17 protein-coding genes and 1 pseudogene are annotated in these 20,432 nt (G+C 70.6%); 11 read left to right on the top strand and 7 right to left on the bottom strand.

Annotated features, from left to right (window positions below; all coding sequences use genetic code 11):
- Positions 1 to 28: 28 nt before the first annotated feature.
- The 3 genes from ACWDAG_RS13855 to ACWDAG_RS13845 are packed head-to-tail and all read right to left on the bottom strand — an operon-like array spanning position 29 to position 4,083.
- A complete protein-coding gene (locus ACWDAG_RS13855; RefSeq protein ID WP_450695815.1) occupies positions 29 to 916 on the bottom strand; it encodes an intradiol ring-cleavage dioxygenase in 888 nt (295 codons plus the stop codon).
- Between the two features lie 6 nt (positions 917 to 922).
- Positions 923 to 2,680 (bottom strand): FAD-dependent oxidoreductase, encoded by a 1,758-nt coding sequence (locus ACWDAG_RS13850; protein WP_450695814.1) that lies wholly within the window; start codon positions 2,678 to 2,680, stop codon positions 923 to 925.
- Positions 2,677 to 4,083 carry an alpha/beta hydrolase gene (locus tag ACWDAG_RS13845; protein WP_450695813.1) on the bottom strand — a complete coding sequence of 469 codons (1,407 nt, stop codon included), beginning with the start codon at positions 4,081 to 4,083 and terminating at the stop codon, positions 2,677 to 2,679. The genes ACWDAG_RS13850 and ACWDAG_RS13845 overlap by 4 nt, the downstream gene beginning before the upstream one ends.
- Positions 4,084 to 4,318: 235 nt before the next feature.
- Between ACWDAG_RS13845 and ACWDAG_RS13840 the strand changes: the two are divergent.
- A pseudogene (locus tag ACWDAG_RS13840) lies at positions 4,319 to 4,483 on the top strand (pirin family protein); the annotation flags it as partial.
- Positions 4,484 to 4,580: 97 nt separating this feature from the next.
- Here the strand turns inward: ACWDAG_RS13840 and ACWDAG_RS13835 are convergent.
- The gene (locus tag ACWDAG_RS13835) at positions 4,581 to 5,861 is read right to left on the bottom strand and encodes a cation:proton antiporter domain-containing protein (RefSeq protein ID WP_450695812.1); all 1,281 of its coding nucleotides are present in this window, start codon (positions 5,859 to 5,861) and stop codon (positions 4,581 to 4,583) included.
- 536 nt (positions 5,862 to 6,397) lie between these two features.
- Between ACWDAG_RS13835 and ACWDAG_RS13830 the strand changes: the two genes are divergently transcribed.
- Positions 6,398 to 6,673: a hypothetical protein gene (locus ACWDAG_RS13830; RefSeq protein WP_450695811.1), complete on the top strand. Its 276-nt coding sequence runs from the start codon at positions 6,398 to 6,400 to the stop codon at positions 6,671 to 6,673.
- A gap of 562 nt (positions 6,674 to 7,235) precedes the next feature.
- The gene (locus tag ACWDAG_RS13825; protein ID WP_450695810.1) at positions 7,236 to 7,469 is read left to right on the top strand and encodes a KUP/HAK/KT family potassium transporter; all 234 of its coding nucleotides are present in this window, start codon (positions 7,236 to 7,238) and stop codon (positions 7,467 to 7,469) included.
- On the opposite strand, the gene ACWDAG_RS13820 is transcribed toward ACWDAG_RS13825, so the two are convergent.
- Positions 7,444 to 7,824 (bottom strand): universal stress protein, encoded by a 381-nt coding sequence (locus ACWDAG_RS13820; RefSeq protein ID WP_450695977.1) that lies wholly within the window; start codon positions 7,822 to 7,824, stop codon positions 7,444 to 7,446. The genes ACWDAG_RS13825 and ACWDAG_RS13820 overlap by 26 nt on opposite strands.
- 320 nt (positions 7,825 to 8,144) lie before the next feature.
- Between ACWDAG_RS13820 and ACWDAG_RS13815 the strand changes: the two genes are divergently transcribed.
- Together ACWDAG_RS13815 and lysA are read left to right on the top strand one after the other, a co-directional pair.
- The gene (locus ACWDAG_RS13815) at positions 8,145 to 8,480 is read left to right on the top strand and encodes an SAV_915 family protein (protein WP_450695809.1); all 336 of its coding nucleotides are present in this window, start codon (positions 8,145 to 8,147) and stop codon (positions 8,478 to 8,480) included.
- A 13-nt stretch (positions 8,481 to 8,493) separates the two neighbouring features.
- Positions 8,494 to 9,828 carry a diaminopimelate decarboxylase gene (lysA, locus tag ACWDAG_RS13810; RefSeq protein WP_450695808.1) on the top strand — a complete coding sequence of 445 codons (1,335 nt, stop codon included), beginning with the start codon at positions 8,494 to 8,496 and terminating at the stop codon, positions 9,826 to 9,828.
- Positions 9,829 to 9,986: 158 nt separating this feature from the next.
- Here lysA and ACWDAG_RS13805 read toward each other — a convergent pair whose 3' ends face one another.
- Positions 9,987 to 10,571 carry a DinB family protein gene (locus tag ACWDAG_RS13805; protein ID WP_450695807.1) on the bottom strand — a complete coding sequence of 195 codons (585 nt, stop codon included), beginning with the start codon at positions 10,569 to 10,571 and terminating at the stop codon, positions 9,987 to 9,989.
- 289 nt (positions 10,572 to 10,860) lie between these two features.
- Between ACWDAG_RS13805 and ACWDAG_RS13800 the strand changes: the two genes are divergently transcribed.
- The 6 genes from ACWDAG_RS13800 (at position 10,861) to ACWDAG_RS13775 (ending at position 16,626) form a co-directional block, all read left to right on the top strand.
- The gene (locus ACWDAG_RS13800; protein ID WP_450695806.1) at positions 10,861 to 11,463 is read left to right on the top strand and encodes an exonuclease domain-containing protein; all 603 of its coding nucleotides are present in this window, start codon (positions 10,861 to 10,863) and stop codon (positions 11,461 to 11,463) included.
- 417 nt (positions 11,464 to 11,880) lie between these two features.
- Entirely contained in the window at positions 11,881 to 12,381 is a 501-nt protein-coding gene (locus ACWDAG_RS13795; RefSeq protein WP_450695805.1) for a VOC family protein, read from the top strand.
- On the top strand, positions 12,378 to 13,340 hold the full coding sequence (locus tag ACWDAG_RS13790) for a hypothetical protein (RefSeq protein ID WP_450695804.1): 963 nt from the start codon (positions 12,378 to 12,380) through the stop codon (positions 13,338 to 13,340). Before ACWDAG_RS13795 ends, ACWDAG_RS13790 begins: the two co-directional genes overlap by 4 nt.
- A 4-nt stretch (positions 13,341 to 13,344) precedes the next feature.
- Positions 13,345 to 15,150: a gamma-glutamyltransferase family protein gene (locus tag ACWDAG_RS13785; RefSeq protein WP_450695803.1), complete on the top strand. Its 1,806-nt coding sequence runs from the start codon at positions 13,345 to 13,347 to the stop codon at positions 15,148 to 15,150.
- A 24-nt stretch (positions 15,151 to 15,174) separates the two neighbouring features.
- Complete coding sequence (locus ACWDAG_RS13780) at positions 15,175 to 15,876, top strand: FMN-binding negative transcriptional regulator (protein ID WP_450695802.1); 702 nt, start codon at positions 15,175 to 15,177, stop codon at positions 15,874 to 15,876.
- Positions 15,877 to 15,939: 63 nt separating this feature from the next.
- A complete protein-coding gene (locus tag ACWDAG_RS13775; RefSeq protein WP_450695801.1) occupies positions 15,940 to 16,626 on the top strand; it encodes a hypothetical protein in 687 nt (228 codons plus the stop codon).
- On the opposite strand, the gene ACWDAG_RS13770 is transcribed toward ACWDAG_RS13775, so the two are convergent.
- Positions 16,611 to 20,432: a non-ribosomal peptide synthetase gene (locus ACWDAG_RS13770; RefSeq protein ID WP_450695800.1), complete on the bottom strand. Its 3,822-nt coding sequence runs from the start codon at positions 20,430 to 20,432 to the stop codon at positions 16,611 to 16,613. The two genes, ACWDAG_RS13775 and ACWDAG_RS13770, sit on opposite strands and share 16 nt — an antisense overlap.

Raw genomic sequence — 20,432 nt, 5'->3', positions numbered from 1 at the left:
TGGTAGGTGAAGCCCAGGGCGCGTTCCCTCACGCGATCACCGGTTGCAGCACGATGTCGAAGCGCGCCCGGCGGAAGGGGTTGGCCAGGCCCAACTCCGCGGCCTCCGCGGGGGAGTCCACCTCGACGAACTCCTCGACCAGGCTCTCCCTCACGGCGAAGACCGCGTCCGACTCCAGATAGTCGCTGCCCGCCACGAAGATGTGTGTCGTCACCGCGCGGTACCCCTCGGCGCCCACGATGAAGTGGACATGGGCCGGACGGTAGGGGTGGCGGCCGGTCGCCTCCAGCAGCGAGCCGACCGGCCCGTCCGTCGGAATGGGATACGGGCTCGGAACGCACGAGCGGAACCAGAACCGTCCCTCCGCGTCCGCTGTGAACAGCCCGCGCCCATTGCCCGGCGGCTGCTTCTCCGGCTGCTGGACGTCGTAGAAGCCCTGGTCGTCGGCCTGCCACACGTCCAGCGTCGCGCCGGGCAGCGGGGTGCCGTCGACGGAGACGACCCGTCCGCTGATCACACACGGCTCGCCGCCGCCGACCAGATCGATGTTCGCCCCGAGGTCACGGACCGGGGACTCGGTCATGTGGAAGGGGCCGAGCACCGTCGAGTCGGTCGCGGCGGCGGCCTTGTGGTCGTTGATCGTCTCGACGAGCATCGACACACCCAGGACGTCCGACAGCAGGATGAACTCCTGCCGGGTGTCGTCGCACATGTGCCCGGTTGCGGTGAGGAAGTCGATCGCCCGCTCCCACTCGGCCTGGGTCGGCTCGATGTCCCGTACGAAATCGTGCAGGTGGCGCGTCAGGGAGACCAGCACCTCGCGCAGTCGGGGATCGGAGGTGTGGGCGAAGCTTTCCAGCACCGCCGTCGTCGTCGCGTCCTTCACGGTCTTCGCGGTCTTCGCGGTGAGGTCCATGGCCGCTCAGTCCCGCCCGAGGATCTGCCGCAGCGCGTCCCCCAGTGCGGCCGTGACGTCACCGGTGGCGTCCTGGCGGCGGAAGGCCACGTGGTTGTCCGGCCGCACCAGCAGCGCGCCCGAGTCGCCGATCTCCCGCAGCCGGGCCCAGTCCCCGTACGGGTCCTCGTACTCCTGGCCGGGGCCGATGACCGCCGTGGCGATCTCCAGGCCGAACTCCTTGCCGAGGATGCGGGCGGCCTCCGTCCAGGGCTCGCCGCCGATGCCGGTGATCAGGGTGAACCGGCCGTTCCCGCCCAGGTCCAGGGTGGACGGATTGCGGGTGCCCGCGGAGAGCCAGGCGTGCGGGAGCTTGGCGCCGGGCCGGGTGCTCGGCTGGAAGTGCAGCTCGGGGTCGCGTGCGAAGCCCGGGTCCTCGGTGCCGTCCGGGACGATCGCGGCGGAGGTGTAGCGCTGGTTGAGGTCCACGCCGTGGGCGTTGAACTCGTATGCCTTGAAGGCGATCGCCTCCCGCAGCCGCGCCCGCTGCTCCTCGGCCTCCGCAGTGGCGTCCTTGCGGGCGGCGATGTTCCGCCACAGCTGCTCGGGGGTCTGCGGCGCCAGGCCGCCGAGCGCCTCGAAGACGGGTGCCGTCTCACCGATGGACTGGTTGGCCCGGGTGACGACCTGCTCGCCGACCGGCGCACGCTCGTCACTGTAGGTGTCCAGCAGGGACGGGGACGCGGTGCCGTCCAGGACGAGCTTCAACTTCCACGCCAGGTTGTAGGAGTCCTGGATGGAGGTGTTGGAGCCCAGCCCGTTGGACGGTGGGTGCCGGTGGCAGGCGTCGCCCGCGCAGAACACCCGGCCGCTGGAGTACGTCTCGGCGTACATCTCGTTGACCGTCCACGCGGAGGACGACTTGATGGTCACCGGGATCTCGTCGTCGCCGATCAGCTTGCGGACGACGGACAGGGCGTACTCCTCGGTGAGGTCCGGCGGCCCGGCGTCGACGTCGTAGCCCCACACGATCAGCCACTCGTTCCACGTCCGTACGCAGCGCACCAGGCCGGCGCCGATGCCGCCCACGGTCGCGCCGGGCGCCAGCACCCAGTAGAGGGTGGCGGGTCGGTGCGCCACGTACTTGCTGAGGTCCGCGTCGAAGACGATGTTGATGCTGCCGGCCACGCCCATCTGGCCGCCCATCGGCAGCCCGGCGTCCTCGGCCACCTTGCTGCGGCCGCCGTCCGCGCCGATCAGGTACTTGGCGCGGATGGCGTACGTGTCGCCGCGCAGCCGGTCGCGGACCGTGGCGGTCACGCCGTCGGCGTCCTGCTCGTGCGACAGGTACTCGGTGCCGAACCGCAGTTGGCTTCCGCGTGCGATGGCCGCGTTCACGAGCACCGGCTCCATGAGGTGCTGCGGCATGTCGCACATGCGGGTCGGGCTCGCCAGCTCGTGCGCGGCCTGCACGAGCGGTTCGTTGCCCCAGGACCTCAGCCGGCCGAGCTCCTCGCCCGCGATGGCGGTGCAGAAGACGGTGTTGCCCATCAGATGCTGCGGGGTGGCCTGGGCGATCACATCCTCTTCGACACCCAGGTCACGCAGCACTTCCATGGTCCGCTGGTTGGTGATGTGCGCCCGGGGCGTGTCCGCGAGGCGTGAGTAGCGGGTGACCATGACGTTCGGCACGCCATAGGTGCTCAGGGCCAGTGCGGCGCTCGCTCCCGCGGGCCCGCTTCCCACGATGAGCACATCGGTCTCGACGGTCGCCACGGTGGTCATCGGGACGTTTCCTCCACATCCGTCAGCCGCTTGTCCAGCCAGGTCATCAGTGCCTCGGCCACGTCGTCGGAGTTCTTCTCGCCCATGGGCAGGTGACCGTTGCCCGTGAGTCCCAGGTCCGCCAGGCGCAGCAACTCGACGTCGGCACCGGCCTGTGCGAGGTAGTCGGCGACACCGTGCTGGAACGCCGCGAACGGCGAGGTGTCGGCCGCGACCACGGCGATCGGGAAGCCCTGGAGCCCTGGCAGGGACCGCACGGCGCCTGCCTCTTCGTCCTGGACGAGACAGTCCTGCAGCCCGTCGCCCCCCGCCTCGCGCAGCCGAAGGCGCAGTTCCTCCGGGGTCCGTACCGGCGGCTCGTAAGTGATCGGGGCCGCGGTGAGCCCCCACTCCAGCTTTCCGAGGCCGGGCAGTTCGGTGAACGGCGGCCCGATCGGCTCGACGGAGACGACGGCCTTCACCAGCCCGGGCCGGGCATCGGCGACCAGCCAGCCGAACGGCCCCCCCATGGAGTGGGTGATCAGCACGGCCGGTCCGATACGGTCCAGCAACTCGGCCCCGCAGCGCCGCATCTGCTCCTCGTTCTCGGCGAAGGTGGGCAGCGTCGGGCCCTGGCTCGCCATCAACTGGTCCAGTACGGAGTCGTCGCCGATCTCGCCGCTGCCGGGCCACTGGCTGCCAGGTCGTCCCGCCCCCTCGCAGAACAGCCAGCGGATGAACTCGTACGTCGGCGCCGCGCCCTCGATGGGCCCGAGGACATCGGGGTGGTACGGGGAGCGCCCGTGACCTGGACGGTCGACCACGTACACGGCGTAACCGGCCTGGAGGAACCGGGTGGCCCAGCCGGGGCGCCCGTCCGGCGTCGACAGGTAGTCCGTGCCCTGGCCGCCGCCCCCGTGGACCATCACCACGGGCAGCGGATGCCGGAGTTCGGCCGGGATCTGGTACTGGACGTACATCGCGGCCTCGGCGGCGGTCCCGGCCTCGGTCGGCTTGCGCCCGACACCGACCCAGAACGCGCCTTGCTCACTGATCGTCAACGGCGAGGCGGCACGGGCCGGCTCGGCGGTTGCGGGTGTGGGGGAGATGGTCATCGTCGAACCTCCGTCACGGCGTCTGCGCCCATGCCCAGCACTATTGGTGATCGGCTCCGGGGCGGTCCAATGCCGGTTGGGGACGCCGTGATGCATGGCGCTCATCAGCGTCCCCGAGGGCGGCTCCTTCACCGGGAAGGTGCGCGTGGCGGCGAGGGTGACCGGGGCGTCGGTGCAGAGCGCGGCCTCCAGGTGCTCGACGACCGGCAGTTTGTGCCGCGGGTCGCGGTCGGAGAGGCCGGTCAGGTGGAAGCTGCCGGTGCCGACCCAATCGCTTGGCGCGCACGACGCCGAAGGCCGGCCTTCCACTCGCAGGCGTACTCATCGAACCGCATCGCGCCGTACCTGGCGATCCGCTCCGCCTTCGCCTGGCCCCGCGGCGCCGCCCTGTTCGCCTTGTAGATCTCTGTCAATCGCTCGATGGCCGCATCCTGGGTCGCGAACCCGGACTCCTGCTGACTCCTCCACGACGGATGCCGGCAGCTTGCTGACCCTCACCGGTTCGGAACCGCGCTGACCTGCACTGATGCGCGCAGGATCCGCTGTGTTCCGGAACTGGATCGGGCGGTCCCAGGAAGAGATCGTCCAGGCTCGTGAGGACTGGATGACGGGGGCGCGATTCGGAGAGGTGAAGGGGTGCGACGGTGCGCCGCTGCCTGCCCCGGAACTTCCGCCGGTGCCGCTGAAGCCTCGGGGAAGGGTGCGCTGACCTGCGGACACCCGGGCTCGTGTCCCGCGCGTCGGTCACTCGGGGTGGGCGGCTGGGGCAGGGTTCTTGCTCCCCGGAGGTGCCCCTTGCTCGGACGTCACTGCACCAGGGCTGGCACGGTGTGCCGGCGGGTCGGCCGGCTGCGTCTGATGAGGGTCTCTGAACCCATGCCATGGAGCAGAACGCTGCCCAGGACGCACAGGACGGTCGTCTGGAGGACGGTGTCGGCGCCGGTGCCGTCGGGGAGGCCGTTGTAGGCGATGAGGCCGAAGACGATGGTGGTGGTGCCGCGTGGGCCGAGGAGCCCGATCAGGAGGCGGTCGCGGCGGGGCAGGGGCGAGCCGGTGAGGGACGCCAGGACCGGGACGATGCGAACGACGGTGAGGGCCGTCAGGCAGAACAGAACGGCCGGCCAGCTCACGCCGATGGAGAAGGTGACCACGGCCGCCAGGCCGACCACGAACCACATGGTCATCGTCATGAGGGCGGTGACGTCTTCCAGGAGACCGACGTCCTGGGGGCCGGCGCCCGAGTGGTGAGCCGGTCGGGCCGCGGGCGAGGTGCGGATCCGGCGGGCGGCGAGGACGCGGTGGACGTAGCGGAAGGCGATCCCGCAGACGAAGGACGTGACGAAGCCGTTGCCGCCGATCTGGACGCCGGCCGTGTAGGCGATCAGGGGCGTCAGCACCACGGCGATCCGGCGCGACTGCTCGGTCGTCCACCCGGCCCGGGCGGCCAGGTGCAGCAGCCAGGCGACGAGGCTGCCCAGGACGAGCCCCGCGAGTACGGCCTTCACGGCCTGGGCGGCGGCGGTCGTCAGGGCGTCGACCGGCGTGTGGACGGTGGAGCTGCCGCCGGCCAGCAGCAGCGCGAACAGAAAGAGTGGCGAGACGATGCCGTCGTTGTAGCCGCTCTCGACGTTCAGCACGCTCCTCACCCGCGCCGACAGCCGGGGATCGCGCACGACATGCTCGCTGGGAGCGAAGTCGATCGGTACGACGATGCAGGCGACGACCAGCATCAGAGCCCAGGGCAACTCCGGGAACGCCAGCTTGCCCACGAGCATCGCCGCACCGAGGCTCACCGGGAGCGCCACCAGCAGCACCCTGCCGACCAGCCGGGGCGAGTTGCCCCACAACCGGCCGCCGCGCACCTCCGTGGCGTCGACGAACAGCAGGAAGGCCAGGATGATCTCGGCGACATGCTGGGCCACTTCCGTGTTCAGCACGGCGACGACCGAGTCCTCCACGCTGAGCCCCACCAGGACGCCGGCCAGCACCATGGTCGCCGGAGCGCCGAGGTGCCAGCGCTGGAGCCGGAGCGCGGCGAGCGAACGGATCAGGGCCATCACCGCGGCGGCCAGGATGGTGGGGAGCACTGTGGTCGGGCTTTCGTCGAGTGTGGGCAGGCCGGGAGGGGTTGGGCTGGACGGTCTGGTTGCAGTGAGCGTGACCGTCGGCCGAGGATCGCGCAACGGGAGGGAACCGCCGCTGACCCTCCTGGTGCCGTACTGGCGTCAGGGGTTCGGTTCCGTGTCCGTCAGCGGTGGGCTTGGGCGCTGTATGTGACGTTCCATGCGGCAAGCCTCGGTGCACGGCGTGCGGCCGCCCATCCGGCAGATGGCCGAAACGCCCCCGCCGGGAAGCGGGGGCGCACCCCCCCCGGATGGGGGACGGCTCGGATGCCGAAGGGGGTCGGGTGGGGCAGGAGGGTGCGCGGGTGACGGCGGACGCGGGGCGGGTGGACTGAGATCCGCGGCTCGGGGGCGTAGGCGTGTTGGACGTGCTCGGCGGAGGAGATCACGAATTCCGGCGCGTCATCATCCAAATATCACCATTCTTCATATTAGCGTCTAGTAACTGAACGAAGTCGATCTCTCACGGATCGCACCCACCTCACTCCATCGGAGATGACATGCACAAGCTTCACAAGGCTGTCGTCCTGGCCGTCGCGCTCGGTAGCGCCGGACTCCTGAGCGTCGGCACCGCCGCCGCCGACGGAGGCGACGGTCACAGCGGCACCGTCATGCAGAGCGCCCGCTGCAAGTCGCACGACCTGAACGTCGACGTCCTCGGCCAGGTCGGTGTCCTCAACGGCGCGCTGGGCAACGCGCTCAACGGCGAGGGCAACTCGGGTGGGCAGAACTCTCACGTGGGCTCGTCCATGGGCTGCAACGACAGCGCCTTCTAGGTCCTGTCCTGGAGCGGGGGCTTCTCGCCACGTCTCGTGCCGCGATGATCTCGGTGCGGGGCATGAGGAGCTCTCGGATGGGCAATGGGCAGCGCTGGAAGGGCTGTTGCCCGTCGCGCAGATCGCCGGGCCGTCCGTCGGCGAAGACTGAGCGACGGGAGCCGCCGGCGGGTGCCGACCAGTGCGCCATGGCGAGACCAACCGGTGGAGCACGGGCTGTCGCTGACGGTCTGTGGGTTGTTCCGCTGATGGCGGCGCACCGGTGTCTGATCGGCCGTGTTGACCGGGCTGCAGGCGAATGCCGATACGGCCGGGCTGATCACGCGAGAGGGAAAATCGACTCCATGATCTGCCGAGCGTCGCTGAAGATCACACCCAGCTGACGTACAGACACCTCGGAAACCAGTCAGGGGCCCGATCCGCGAAAGTGGATCAGGCCCCTGACTGGTGTTTCTCCGTCGGAGCGGCGGGCTCGTGTCGAGTCGGTGGGACGCGACACGGGTTCATTCGACGCCGTTCCGATGGGGTGTCAGGTGCGCTGGTCGGCTGCTCAGGACATCCGATGAGTGGGTCGGTCGCGTGCGTCCGCCCGGCCGATACCGAAGGGCCGTTGCAACTCGACCAGGCGTCCTACTTCCTGTCGAAGATCGAGCTCCGGCGCGGGAAGGCCCCGACGATGGCTCCGTGGCGCAAACGGCCGTTCATCGCCACCTCGCACATCACGGCCGACGCCGCCGAGTACTTCGGTCTGCCCGGTGACCGTACGGTCATCATGGGCTCGCACATCGAGGTGTAGACGGGCTGGACGCGGGTGGCGCCGCACATGTCATTCGTCGACGAGTTCGTCGAGGACCTCGGCGGCCGTCGTGCTGCCCTGGTTCCGCCGGACGTCGTAGTCCGGTGAAGTCACCCTGTTCCGCGGCGAGTTCGATGAGCTGGTCGGCCCACGCGGCCTGAAGCGGGGACGGCGGCGCCGCGAGAACGGGGCAGCCGGCGTGGGCGAGGCAGTGGCGGCCGACCGACGGCCAGAACGCCCGGTGCAGCCGGGTCTGCCGTCCGGTACCGACCACGACCACATCGCGCTCCCGGTCGGCGAGCCGCACCAGCACCCGTACCGGGGTGCCCCGGGCGACAAGCGCCTGCGCTCTCACTCCCACCACGAGGCGAGCGGTCGACGGCAGGGGAACTCGGACATCTCTTCCTCCTCGGAACGCCTCCGTACCACCTCCGTTCCAAGGCTTCCGACCACCCCTCAGGCTCGTTCCTGACGCCCTTCCGGCAAGGCCTCTCCACCCCTCCGACCGGCGACGTCAGCGCTCCGTCAAGGTCGGCCGGATCATCGTCAGAGTCCCGTCAGGGCACTTCCGGAAGCCGGGGAGACCGGGCATAACGTCGAAGGCGAGCCCCGGCCCGCCTTCCCGCGTCCGGGGCTTCCAGGACCACTCGCTCGCTGCCCCAGCGGAGGCACCCGATGACAGAACTCCTCTACGACGACGACCCCGAGCCCTCCGATCGATTCCCGGCCGGACTCCTGTACGTCCCCGTCCGGCCGGGCCCCTGCGGTTGTGCGGCCCGGCTCTTCCGCACCCCGCTCGGCGACCGTACGGCGGTCGGCTTCACCTCCGTACAGCAACTGACCGCCACGCTCGGTCCAGAGCAGGCGTGGATCCGCCTCGCCGGGCCGGCCCTGCGCGCGCTGACCGTCCCGCTCGGCATCACCACCGTCACGGTGGACCCGCAGTTCTCGGCACCGGCACCCGCACCGGTCGAGCCCGCCGCTCCCGCTCTCGCGCTGCGGATAGCCTGAGGGAGGCAGACACATGACCACGATCCACGAACCCACCGCCCCCACCGCGTCCGCCGACCTGTCGGTGTGGCCCGCCTCGACCACCGAGCTCCGGCACGGCGACCTCGCCGTGGGCGGCGTACCGCTCGCCGAGATCGCCGACCGCTTCGGCACCCCCGTCTACGCCATCGACGAGGCTGAGGTCCGCGACCGCTGCCGCACCTACCGGCACGCCTTCCCCGACGCCGAAGTCCTGTACGCGGCCAAGGCGTTCCTGTGCCGGGCCGTGGCCCACTGGGTCGAGGAGGAGGGCTTGGGCCTGGACGTCTGCTCGGCCGGAGAGCTCGAACTCGCCGTCACGACCGGCTTTCCGCCGGAGCGGATCACGCTGCACGGGAACGCCAAGTCCCCGCGAGACCTGGAGACCGCCCTGCGCCTGGGCGTCGGCCGTATCGTCATCGACAGCCCTTCGGAGATCGCCCGGCTGGCCGCGGCGGTCGGACCCGGCGGCCACCAGAAGGTGATGGTCCGGGTGGTGCCCGGCATCAGCGCCGGCGGCCACGACAAGATCCGCACCGGTACGGACGACCAGAAGTTCGGTCTGTCCATCGCCGACGGCTACGCCCAGCACGCCATCGCCCGGATACTCGACCAGCCGCAACTCGAACTGACCGGTCTGCACTGTCACTTGGGGTCGCAGATCACGAGCGTCAAGCCGTACGTCGCCGCTGTGCGCCGCATGGTCGGCCTGATGGCCCGGCTGCATGAGCAACACGGCCTGGTCCTGCCCGAACTCGACCTGGGCGGCGGTCACGGGATCGCCTACCGCCCCGGTGAGCAGGCCCTGGACCTGACCGCGCTGGCCCACCGGGTGCGCACCGAACTCACCGACGCCTGTTCGACGGCCGGACTCCCCGTCCCTCGCCTGATCATCGAGCCGGGACGGGCCATCGCGGGCCCCGCGGGCATCGCGCTGTACCGCGTCCTGTCCGTGAAGCGCTCGGGCGAGACCGTCTTCGTCGCCGTGGACGGCGGCATGAGCGACAACCCGCGCCCGGCCCTCTACGGCGTCCGATACGCCCCACGCCTGATCGGCAGGCACAGCACCGAGGCCCAGGCCCGGATGACCGTGGTCGGCCGCCACTGCGAGGCGGGCGACATCGTCGCCGTCGACGCCCAACTCCCCGCCGACGTACGCCCCGGGGACCTGCTCGCCGTACCCGTGGCAGGCGCCTACCACCTGTCCATGGCCTCCGGCTACAACCTGGTCGGCCGCCCGCCGGTGGCCGCGGTACGCGACGGCATCGCCCGCCTGCTGGTCCGGCGGGAGTCCATGGAGGACATCCGCGGCCGGGACGTGGGCCTGTGACCGCGCGGACCTGACGGTCAGGGTCGTTCCAGTGACGCGAACTCCCGGGCGGGTCGCTCTTCCCTCACCCACGCCGACCGACCCGCCCGGGCCCGTCACTGGCGAGTGGTCGATCGACCCGCCCAGAAATACGTCACGTGAGACAACCTCCGGGCCCTCTAGGCCTTGACCGGTGAGGCCGACCTGGCAGCCTGCTCGATCTTCGCGCAGTAGGCCGCACGGGCTTCCTCGTCGATCTGCTGCTCGTGTTCGGGGCGCATCCCGGTCCGGCCGTCGAGGCCCTCGCGCAGGATGTCGGCGTGCCCGGCATGCCGGTTGATCTCGCCGAGGACATGGACCATGACGGCGAACAGGTTGGTGTTGGGAGAAGGCTCCGGCCACCACGGCACGTGGCCGGGGGCGTCGAGGGGAAGCTCGTTGATCGTCGCGTCCGCGTGTTCCCACGTGCGCCGATAGAACCCGATGATCTGATCGCGGGTCTCGTCCTCGGTCGCCCACTGATCGCTGCCGTCGTAGTCCTGCCAGCGGGGCAGCGGTTCCGGGGAAGGGCGGTCGAAGACCTCGCCGAAGTACCTGGCCTCGACGGTGGCCACGTGTTTGACCAGGCCGAGGAGGTTGGTCCCGGTCGCTGTCAAAGGTCGGCGGGCGTCGTATTCGGACAAGCCGTCGAGTTTCCAGAGTAGCGCCTTGCGGTCCCGCCGCAGTCTCCGGTGCAGGTTGTCTTTCGCGAATTCGTCGATCATGCGGCAGGAGCCTGCCATGGGCCTGCTCGTCGCCTCAAGATCCCGTACGTGGTGCGCGACGACTGGCAGAGCCGAGGGCCGGCCAGGGCCGCACGCCGGTCGAGAACGCGCTGGAGGCGCTCCAGTGGCGTGCCGCCCTTTCGCCTCGACTCCGACTGCTCGCTGAAGCGGCGTTCCGTGCGTCGGCAGCCGATTCAAACGATGCGCTGATTCGGTCTGCTGGGCGACGAGCTCAGTAAAGCGGGCTCAGGGTAATCTGTCAGCCACTCGCGCCAGAGGGAGACCGGTCGTGCCCACATTCGTTGTGTTCGACCTTGAATTCACGTCGTGGCCGGGGGCGCTTGAGCACGACTGGGGTGCGCCGGGACAGCTTCGTGAGATCGTGCAGATCGGCGCGCTGCGTCTGCGTGAGGACTGCTCCGTCGTCGAGGAGTACGAAGCACTGGTGCGGCCCGTGGTCAATCCACAGCTGTCCGAATACTTCACCGAGCTGACCGGAATCGACCAGGAGATGGTGGACCGGGAAGGGGTTTCGGCCACAGCAGCACTCGGCGATTTCCTGGGATTCTGTCGAGGTCAGTCGGTGCTCTCCTACGGCAACGACATGGTCGTTCTCGGAGAGAACGTGGGCTGGGCACGAGCTCGCGGACAGGAAGTCAAGAACGGTTTCCTCGCCGCCAATTTCCTGAATATCCGCCCCTGGTTGAACTCCCTCGCACCTGAGACAGCCACGGCCAACGTAGGTCGCCTGTGGCAGGTACTCGGTCTTCCCAAGCCCGCGGCCGGGAAGGAACATTCGGCGCTCTTCGACTGCTATTCCTTCGCAGCGGCCATCAAACACCTGCGCGGCACCGGCGTCTCCTTGCCCGAAGGGTGCCTACGGCTCCCGTAGAGGGAGAACAGCCTTTGTTGTCCGCCTCGTTGAAGAACAGCTGATGCGGCGGTCCGCCTTGTCGATCACGTGCCCCTGGGGGAGTGCGGTGCCGAGGCGTGGTCGGTGCTCCAATCGGTGATGTGAGCGATCAGGTTCCGCACAGGGACGGTGGCGAGATCATCCCCGCCCGCACCCGCGGCGGCTGCTGACGCACCCTCCAGGGAGCGATCGACGCAGCTGTCGTCGGCCCCCTGTCCCCACGCCCGGTCACGTTGCTGTCGCGGCCTGAATATCCGTCATGCCTGATGCACAGCAATAGCAATTCCATCGCCGGTTGTCCCATAAAGCGGGGAACTCTCCGAACCGTAATTGGCGGCCATCATGACATGGCGACAGCAGTGTCCGGATGCGCTTCCTCCGCTGGAGTGATGAGACATGAGAGAGACGCCATCGGCCGTCACCGTGGCGACCCAGGCCCGATTTCCCAGTCCACGGTTTCATCACGTCGGAGTGCAGACGACTGACCTTGAGAACAGTATCCGCTGGTACGAGGACTTCCTCGGGTGCCGGCGGGCTTGGTCGCTCGACCGGTTCTCCGAACTGACCCGCAGCCGCCTGCCGGGGATTCGCGAGCTGACCGAGATGGTTCTCGGTGACGTCCGCTTCCACCTCTTCGAACGGCCCGGCCGCAAGTCCGAACCGGCCGAGAGCGCCGTGCAGTTCCAGCACTTCTGCTTCAGCGTGAGCACCGCCGAGGACCTGGTACGGCTTCGGCGGCGTTGGATCGAACTCCACGAGTCCGGCTGCTACACCTTCGCGATCGATGAGCAGCCGACCGACATCGTGATCGACGACGACGGCGTGCAGAGCTTCTACACGTACGACGTCAACGGGCTGGAGTTCGAGTTCACGTTCGTGCCGGACGGCCTGTCATGAAGCCGTCCGGCATTGGTGCGCTGTGCGACCTGCCGGCCGTCGGGCGATGGGACTTCGGCGGGTTCGCGTACGGGCTCGAACCCCTGGTCCTGCCGGCAGTGGGAGATCCCGACGCCCCGGCGGGCAAGGTTCCGGCCGGGCACTACGCCGAGAGCTGCCGGCGTCTGGCGGCTCTCGGCCAACGCGGCCTGCTGACGCCGGAGGTCCAGCCGTGCGAATCGCCGGACGAGCTGTTCTGGTTCCGGTGGCTCACCGGGCATCAGGTGTGCTTCATAGTGTGGCGGCTGATCGCTCAGCTCGTGGACGACCTCAACGAGGGCCGCCGGCCGGCCGACGAGGTGCTGCCGCAGATCAGCCGCTATGTCGATGGCTACTCCGCGATGCTGCTCTACACCGGCTCGTGCCCCCCCGACCTTTACAACGTGCTGATCCGGCCGAGCATGCGATTGCGGCACCGCGCGTTCAGCGGCGCCTGGGCGCCGGACTACTGGCCGATCCGGGACCTCTTCCGCCGCCGCCGACTGCCCGGGACGGCGGACGCCGACGCCGGTGAGCTGCTGGACTCCATCACCCTGCTGCACCTCGTCCACGACGGGGTCGCCGCGCGCCTGGTCACCAACGGCCGGTCGCTGCTGCGTGAGGCCGCCGTCCGCGGTCCTGGTCACCGACCCGCAGGGCTGATCTACGACTCGTATTTCACGACGCTGCGGGCCCCGGTCTCGCGGCACGAGGTCGTGGCCCAGTTACTGCGTCGGCTCGTGGCCATCGCCCAGGACGTCGCCGCGAACGGGCTGTATGCGGCGGGCGACACCGACGAGAAGCCGGCCGAGCTGCAGAAAGCCGAAGTGGTCAAGTGCGAGAACGGCCTCGTCGACATCCTGCTGGGCGTCGCGCAGCAGGCATGCGACCTGCCGTCCCAGCCGCTCCCCACCTTCCCTACGACCCTGGCCAAGGAGTGAGCCGATGACCGTCCTGCGACCGGCGCTGACCGGAACCCTCGGCGGCGTGGCCGCGACACACTGGCTCGCGTCCACCGTAGGCATGGGCATCCTGGAGCGCGGCGGCAACGCCTTCGACGCGGCGGTGGCCGCCGGGTTCGCCCTGCAGATCGTCGAGCCGCATTCGAACGGGCCGGGCGGTGACGTCGTGATCGCCGTCTACTCGCGCTCGAACGACGCGGTCCGCATCATCTGCGGCCAGGGACCCATGCCGCAGGCGGCGACCATCGGCGCGTTCGCCGCACTCGGCATCAAGCAGATGCCCGCGGGCGGTCTGCTTCCGGCGACCGTGCCGGGCGCGTTCGGGGCCTGGATGCGACTGCTCGGCGAGTACGGCACCATGCCGCTGGAGTCCGTCCTCGAACCGGCGATCGGATACGCCTCCCGTGGTTACCCGCTGCTGCCCGCCGCCGCGTCGACGATCGAGGCCATGGCCGGCCTGTTCCGGACGGAGTGGACCGAGTCGGGCCGCACCTATCTGCCGGGTGGCGCGGTTCCGGCAGCCGGGTCCCGGATGCGCAATGAGGCACTGGCCGACACGTATCGACGGCTGATCCGCGAGGCGCGGGCGAAGTCGGCGGACCGGGAAGCCCAGATCGAGGCGGCTCACACCGCGTTCTACCAGGGCTTCGTCGCCGAGGCGATCGACCGCTTCGCGCGGACGACCGAGGTGTTCGACTCGACCGGAAGGCGGCACCGCGGCCTGCTGACCGGCGACGACCTGGCAACCTGGCGGCCTGGTGTCGAGGCCGCGTGCGCACTGCCGTACGGCGAGTTCACCGTCCACAAGCCGGGACCGTGGTCCCAGGGCCCGGTGTTCCTGCAGCAGTTGGCCCTCCTGCAAGGATGCGACCTGCGCTCCATGGGGCTGGGCAGCGACGAGTACGTCCACACCGTCGCCGAGGCGGCCAAGCTCGCGTTCGCCGACCGGGAGGCGTGGTACGGCGACCCCGAGCACACGCCCGTGCCGATGGCCGAGCTCCTGGCGCCCGGATACTCCGCCGAGCGGCGCTCGCTCATCGGTGCGCGGGCGAACCTCGATCCGCAGCCCGGACGGCCGGGCGGCGCCGAGCCCTGGATCCCGCAGGCGGAGCCGCAGGAGCCGGGCGTGGACGAGCCGGACTGGATGGCCCACCTGCGCAGTGGCCTGCCCACAGTGACCCCGGCCGGTCCGCGGGCCGGCGCAGGGAACACCTGCACGGTGGCGGTGGCCGACGCATGGGGCAACCTGGTCGTCGCCGTGCCCAGCGGTGGCTGGCTCAAGAGTGCGCCGGTGATCCCCGAACTCGGTTTCGCGCTCGGCACCCGAGGACAGACGGCGTGGCTGACCGAGGGACATCCCAACTCGCTCGCGCCCGGACGGCGTCCTCGCACCACGCTGAGTCCCAGCATCGTGCTGCGCGACGGCGCGCCGTTCCTGGCCTTCGGAACGCCGGGCGGTGACCAGCAGGACCAGTGGACGCTCCATGCGTTCCTCGCGGTCGCCGAGTTCGGATACGAACCGCAGGCGGCGGCCGAGCTGCCCGCCTGGCACATCGACCACTTCGCGCAGTCGTTCGCGCCGCGCATCTCGCGGCCGGGCGTGGTGGTCGTGGAGCGTTCGTTCGACCCCACCGTGCTTGCCGCGCTGGAGAGGAGAGGGCACCGGCTCGACGTGGTGCCGGAGTCCACGCTCGGCAAGGTCTGCTCCGCCGGCGTCGACCCGGCCACCGGCTTCCTGCGGGCCGCGGCCGGTCCGCGCGGCCGCCAGGCGTACGCGGTGTGCCGTTAACCCCGATCGTGTGAGGCGGTATCCATGTTCGTGCCCAGCCACTACCAGATCCAGGACGAGAACTGGCACCGCCGGATCATCGACGGCCACCCGTTGGCGACGCTCACCACCAACGGTGCGACGGTGCCGTGGGCGTCCCGCCTGCCGGCCCTCGTGGCTCCGGGCCAGCCTGAGTCCGGCCCGCTCGCCGGCACGGAGCTCTTCGGCCATCTCAACCGCGCCAACCCGCACTGGCGGGCGCTGGCCGACGGCACATACGCCCGGCTGATGTTCGACGGACCTGGCGGGTTCGTCACCCCGGCCGTCTACCCCGGTGACCCGTCCGCCCCGACGTGGAACTTCGCGGCCGTGCATGTGTGCGGGCGGCTCCAGCTGATCCACGAGCCGGAGGACACGCTCGAGGTCGTCCGCTGGACGGCCGAGCGCCTGGAGGAGCGCTTCGGCGCCGGCTGGGACCAGACCGCGTCGGTCGACTACTTCCGCCGGATCCTGCCGGGCGTGGGTGCCTTCCGGCTCCGGATCGACGCGGTGGAGGGGCTGTTCAAGTTCAGCCAGGAGAAGCCGGCGAACGTCCAGGAGTCGGTGATCCGGCGCTACGAGGCCGATGACAGCGGTACCGGGCGGCCGATCGCCCGGCTGATGCGCGAGGCCGGGATGGGTCAGCCGGCCGGGGCCGAACTGCCTGACCGGACGCCGGACGGGGCCGCCCGGGTCTGCCCGTTCTGACCGATCCGGGATAGCGCCGGGACTGATCGACCACAGCACGGGGTGCCCCGTAATGTCCGGTGCATGGCACTCATCGCTCAGACCGCGCGGGCGCTCCCCGACGAGACGCTGGACCAGCTGCGTTCGGCTGTCGCGATGGCCACGCAGCCCGAACGGCTGGGCGGCCGCAGCCCCTACCACTACACCTTCTGGTACGCACTGGGGACGCCGCCGCGCAACGTGGTCGAGGCCGCAGTCCGGAACCATCTCGTGCACCACATCCCCGCCGAGGTACGGGCGGCCGCGGAGGGCGTCGAGTGGTGGCTCGGCCGGCTGGCCCCGCCGTACGCCTCGAACTTCGAATTCGGTCTGCACCGTGACATCGGCGAGGATCCGCAGACCGGTGGGCTGGATTCCCCGATGCTGTCCAGCGTCATGTACTTGACCGACGTCGACGACGGCCCGCTGGTGGTCTTCGGCGGTGAGCCGTCGCCGGACGCGGAGGATCGCGAGTTCGTCTTCCCGGCCGAGAATCTGTACGTCACGTTCCCTGGGCATCTGTGGCACTCCGTGGGCAACCGGGGCGACGTGCACCGGGATCCGCCGGCCGTTCCGGAGCATCGGGAACGGCTGACGGTCCTGGTGAACTGGTGGCCGTACCAGCCGGGCGACGCTGCCGTCGAGCCGATGAAGCAGGTCGCCGCGGCGTACGACGGGTCGATGTACCCGGAGCTGCAGGCGGCGTTCGCCGGCGCTCAGATCTCCTCGTAACCCATCCGCCGGGTGATGGCGCCCCTGATCGCCGCGGCCAGGTGGTCCACGTGCTCGGCATCGAACAGGCTCAGGTGGCTGCCCTTGATCTCGGTGGTCTCCAACTCGGCGACGAAGGCGCCCCACCCACGGTCGTCGTCCATGTAACCCGCGGGGAACGCCGGCGCGTCGGCGGGCAGCGGGTCGCTGGCGCGCAGCAGGTCCACCTCGGCCGGGTAGAACTCCGGCCAGTAGTCGAGGAACGCGGCGCGATTGCGCTCGACCATCCCGGTCAGCTCGCCCAGGGCCACGGCGGCGCCGGCCTCGGCGCCCTCCAGGCGCAGCACGTCCAGCGCCAGGCACGCCGCCCGCACCTCGGCGGCCTCCGCCGCCGAGGACATGAACGAGGGCGGCGCCCAGGTGTCGAGCAGCAGCGTCGCGGCGGCCCGCTCGCCGCGCAGCAGCCATTGCCGGGCCATCTCGACCGCCACGCAGCCGCCCATCGACCAGCCGGCGAGCACGACGGGGGCGACGCCGCGCACCGTGTCGACGGCGGCCACATACCGGGCGGCGATCTCCTCGATCGTCGCCGGCGGGTCGTCCGGCAGCGACTGCAGGGCGTACAGCGCGAACTCGCCGCCGAGCCGTTGGGCCACCTCGTAGAACGGCAGCACCGAGCCGCTCGCCGCGTGCACGAAGACCACCAGTGGCGCGCCCGGGTTCTCGACCAGATTGATCAGGTTGTCCTCAAGCGCCGGGACGGCTTGCGCCGCGCCAAGGGTCGCCGCCAGGTCACGGACCTTCGGACCGGTGAAGACGTCCTGGACGGACGGCCGCAGGCCGAGTTCGCTCGCGCACTCCTCGATCAGTTTGAACACCAGCAGTGAATGACCGCCCAGGTCGAAGAAGCTGTCGGTGACACTGACCGCGTCCCGCCGCAGGAGCCGGGCGTAGATCGCGGCCAACCGGGCCTCCAGCTCGGTCTCCGGAGCGACGAAGGGCTCGTCCTCGACGAGTGCGTCCTCGTGGCGCAGGTCGAGCAGCGCGGCGACGTCGATCCCGCCGTCGCCGCTGCGGACGATCCGGTCCACCACCGTCACGCTGCCCGGCACCAGGTAGTCGGGCAGCCGTCGGGCGGCGCCGTCGGCGAGCTCCGGCTCCGACAGCTGCCGATCACCGGCCGGCACCACGAAGGCGGCGAGGCCGCCCTCCGGCGCCGCGATGACCGCGCACAGGGCCACCCCGCCCTGGCCGGTGAAGGCCGCCTCGACGGTGGCCCGGTCCACGCGCATGCCGTGGACCGTGATCTGCCGGTCGACCGGGCCGAGGTGTTCCAGCCCACCGTCCTCCCGGCGCCGGCAGAGTTCGCCGGTGCGAACCATGCGGGCGCCGGGCACGCCGAAAGGGTCGGCGACGAACCGTTCCGCCGTCGCCGCGGGCAGCCGGTGGTAACCGCGGGCCAGGCCGGCCTCCCCGCCGACGTACAGCTCGCCGACGACGCCGACCGGTGTCGGCTCCAGCGCCTCGTCCAGCACATACAGGGCGTGGGGCGCCGTCCGCCGGCCCTTCTCGGTGACCCGGCCGGTCTCCGGCCATCCCTGCCATGTGACGACCTCGCCCGGAAACCCGGTGACGGTCACCGGTTCGCCGCCGCAGAAGACCCGGCGCAGCGACCCGCCACCGGTGCCGTCCAACGGCACCGACGGCGTCGTCCAGAGGGTGGTGACGCCGTGGGTGTCGATGTGTTCCATCAGGGGCCGCGGGTGCTTGTGCACCACGGGCGGGCAGAGCAGGACCGTGCCACCGGACGACAGCGGCCAGAACGCGCCGTCGGGAGTGTCCGCAAGCATCACCTCGCCGACGCCGAGGGGATGGGCGCGCTGGAGTTCCGCGATCTCCGCCAGCGCCCCGCCGACGGTGTGGGCGACGGGCCCCGGCCGACCGGGGGCGCGGACCAGGCGGAGCAGGTCGCAGCCGGTCTCCGCGACCGGCGGGTCGTCGGTGGCCGTCTCGGCCCACCGCTCGGCGTCCGCGAACGAGACCACCCGCCACGATCCGGGCGGCACCCGGGCCGCCGTCGCCCCATCGGTGATCACCACGTCCGGAGCGGCGTCGGTCAGCTCCTCCGGTTCGATCGCCGTGTACGGGGCGCCGAGCTTGGCCGCGGCGTACCGGGCGACGATCTCGTCGGCGCCGGGGGCGAGGCACAGCGCCAGGACCGTGCCGGGCCGGACTCCGCCGCCGAGCAGGACCCACGCCAGCCGGTTGGCCCGGGTGTTCAGCTCCGCGTAGCTCACCACGTCCTCGCCGGTGCGGACCGCCACCGCGTCCGGGGTGCGGCGGACCTGCTCCTCGAAGGGCTGCGCCATCGACCGGTAGCGGACGTCCGGCTGCTCGGATCCGCTCAGCTCGCGCAGGCTGCGCTCCCGTTCGGCCGGAGCCAGCAGCGGCAGCTCGAACGCCCGCGTGTCGGGTTGCCCGGCGCCCGCGGTCAGCAGGCTCTCCAGGAAGCCGGCGAAGCGCAGCGCGGTCGATTTCTCGAACAGGGCGGCGTCGTATATCAGGACGCCGCTCATCCCGTCCTCGTCGGTGAACAGGCTTGCGGCCAGGTCCCACATCGCGGCGTTCGTGTCCAACTCGGTGCCCAGGTCGGCGGTGCCGCCCGCTCCGGTGGACTGCACGTTGACCATGGTCTGGAACACCGCCTGCACCCCGGACAGCCGGGGCAGACCCAGTTCCGCCACCACCCGGTCGAAGGGCACCGTCTGGTGGTCATGGGCCTCCAGGACGGTCTCGTGCACCCGGCGGACGACCTCGCGGAACGTGGGGTCGCCGCTCAGGTCGGTGCGCAACGGCGCCGACTTGACGAAACAGCCCACGATCGACTCGGCGACCTCATGATCCCGGCCGGCCAGCGGGGCGCCGACGATGATGTCCCGCTGCCCGGTCATCCGGGCCAGGAACAGCTTGTACGCGGCCATGACGACGACGAACAGGGTGACCCCTTCGTCCGCCGCGAGCTGCCGCAGGCGGGCCAGCACCGGGCCGGGGACCGAGACCGGCACGGTGCCCCCGGTCCGCTTCGACGTGGCCGGCCGGGGACGGTCCCTCGGCAGGTCCAGCACCGGCAGGTCACCGGCCAGCTTGCCGGTCCAGTAGGACAGGTCGCGCCCGATCGCCGTCTCGTCGGTGTTCTCCTGCTCCCAGGCCACGTAGTCGAGGAAGCCGACCGGCGGGGCCGGATCGAGCGGACGACCGGCCAGCAGGGCGTCGAGCTCGGCGACGACCATCGCCCGGGACAGCCCGTCGATGACGATGTGATGAAAGTTGACCGCCAGCATGGTCCGGTCGCCGGGCAGGGCGAAGCCGATGACCTGGAAGAAGCACGGCCCGTCGAGCGGGAACGGGCGCTGCGCGGCTTCGTTGCCGCTCGCGGTGGCCCTCGCCTCCGCCTCACCTGCGGGCAGATGCCGCAGGTCGTGCCAGGTCACCGGTGGCTCGATCGGGCCGTCGTCCTGCTGCATCGGCACGCCGTCGCGTTCGAACATCCGTACGCGCAGGACGTCGTGGCGGGCCATCAGGTCCGCGGTGACCGCGCGCAACGTCGGGAGGTCGAGTGCCCGGTCCAGGGTCCGTAGCTCCGGCAGGCTGTACTCGCTGGTGTCCGGGTACTGGCGGCAGGAGAACCAGATCCTCGCCTGGGGCGGGTTGAGCGGCACCGGGGTGCCCTGCGGTACCGGCGTGATGCGCGGGCCCCGCGCCGAGCTGTTCCGCTCGCGCAGCAGCTTCATGAGCTTCTGCTGCTTGTCCACGTCCAGTGTGGTCAT

The organism is Streptomyces sp. NPDC001157 (assembly GCF_053598255.1).
Note: the sequence above shows the minus strand (reverse complement) of the source record. Positions and strands in the feature narration are given on the sequence as shown.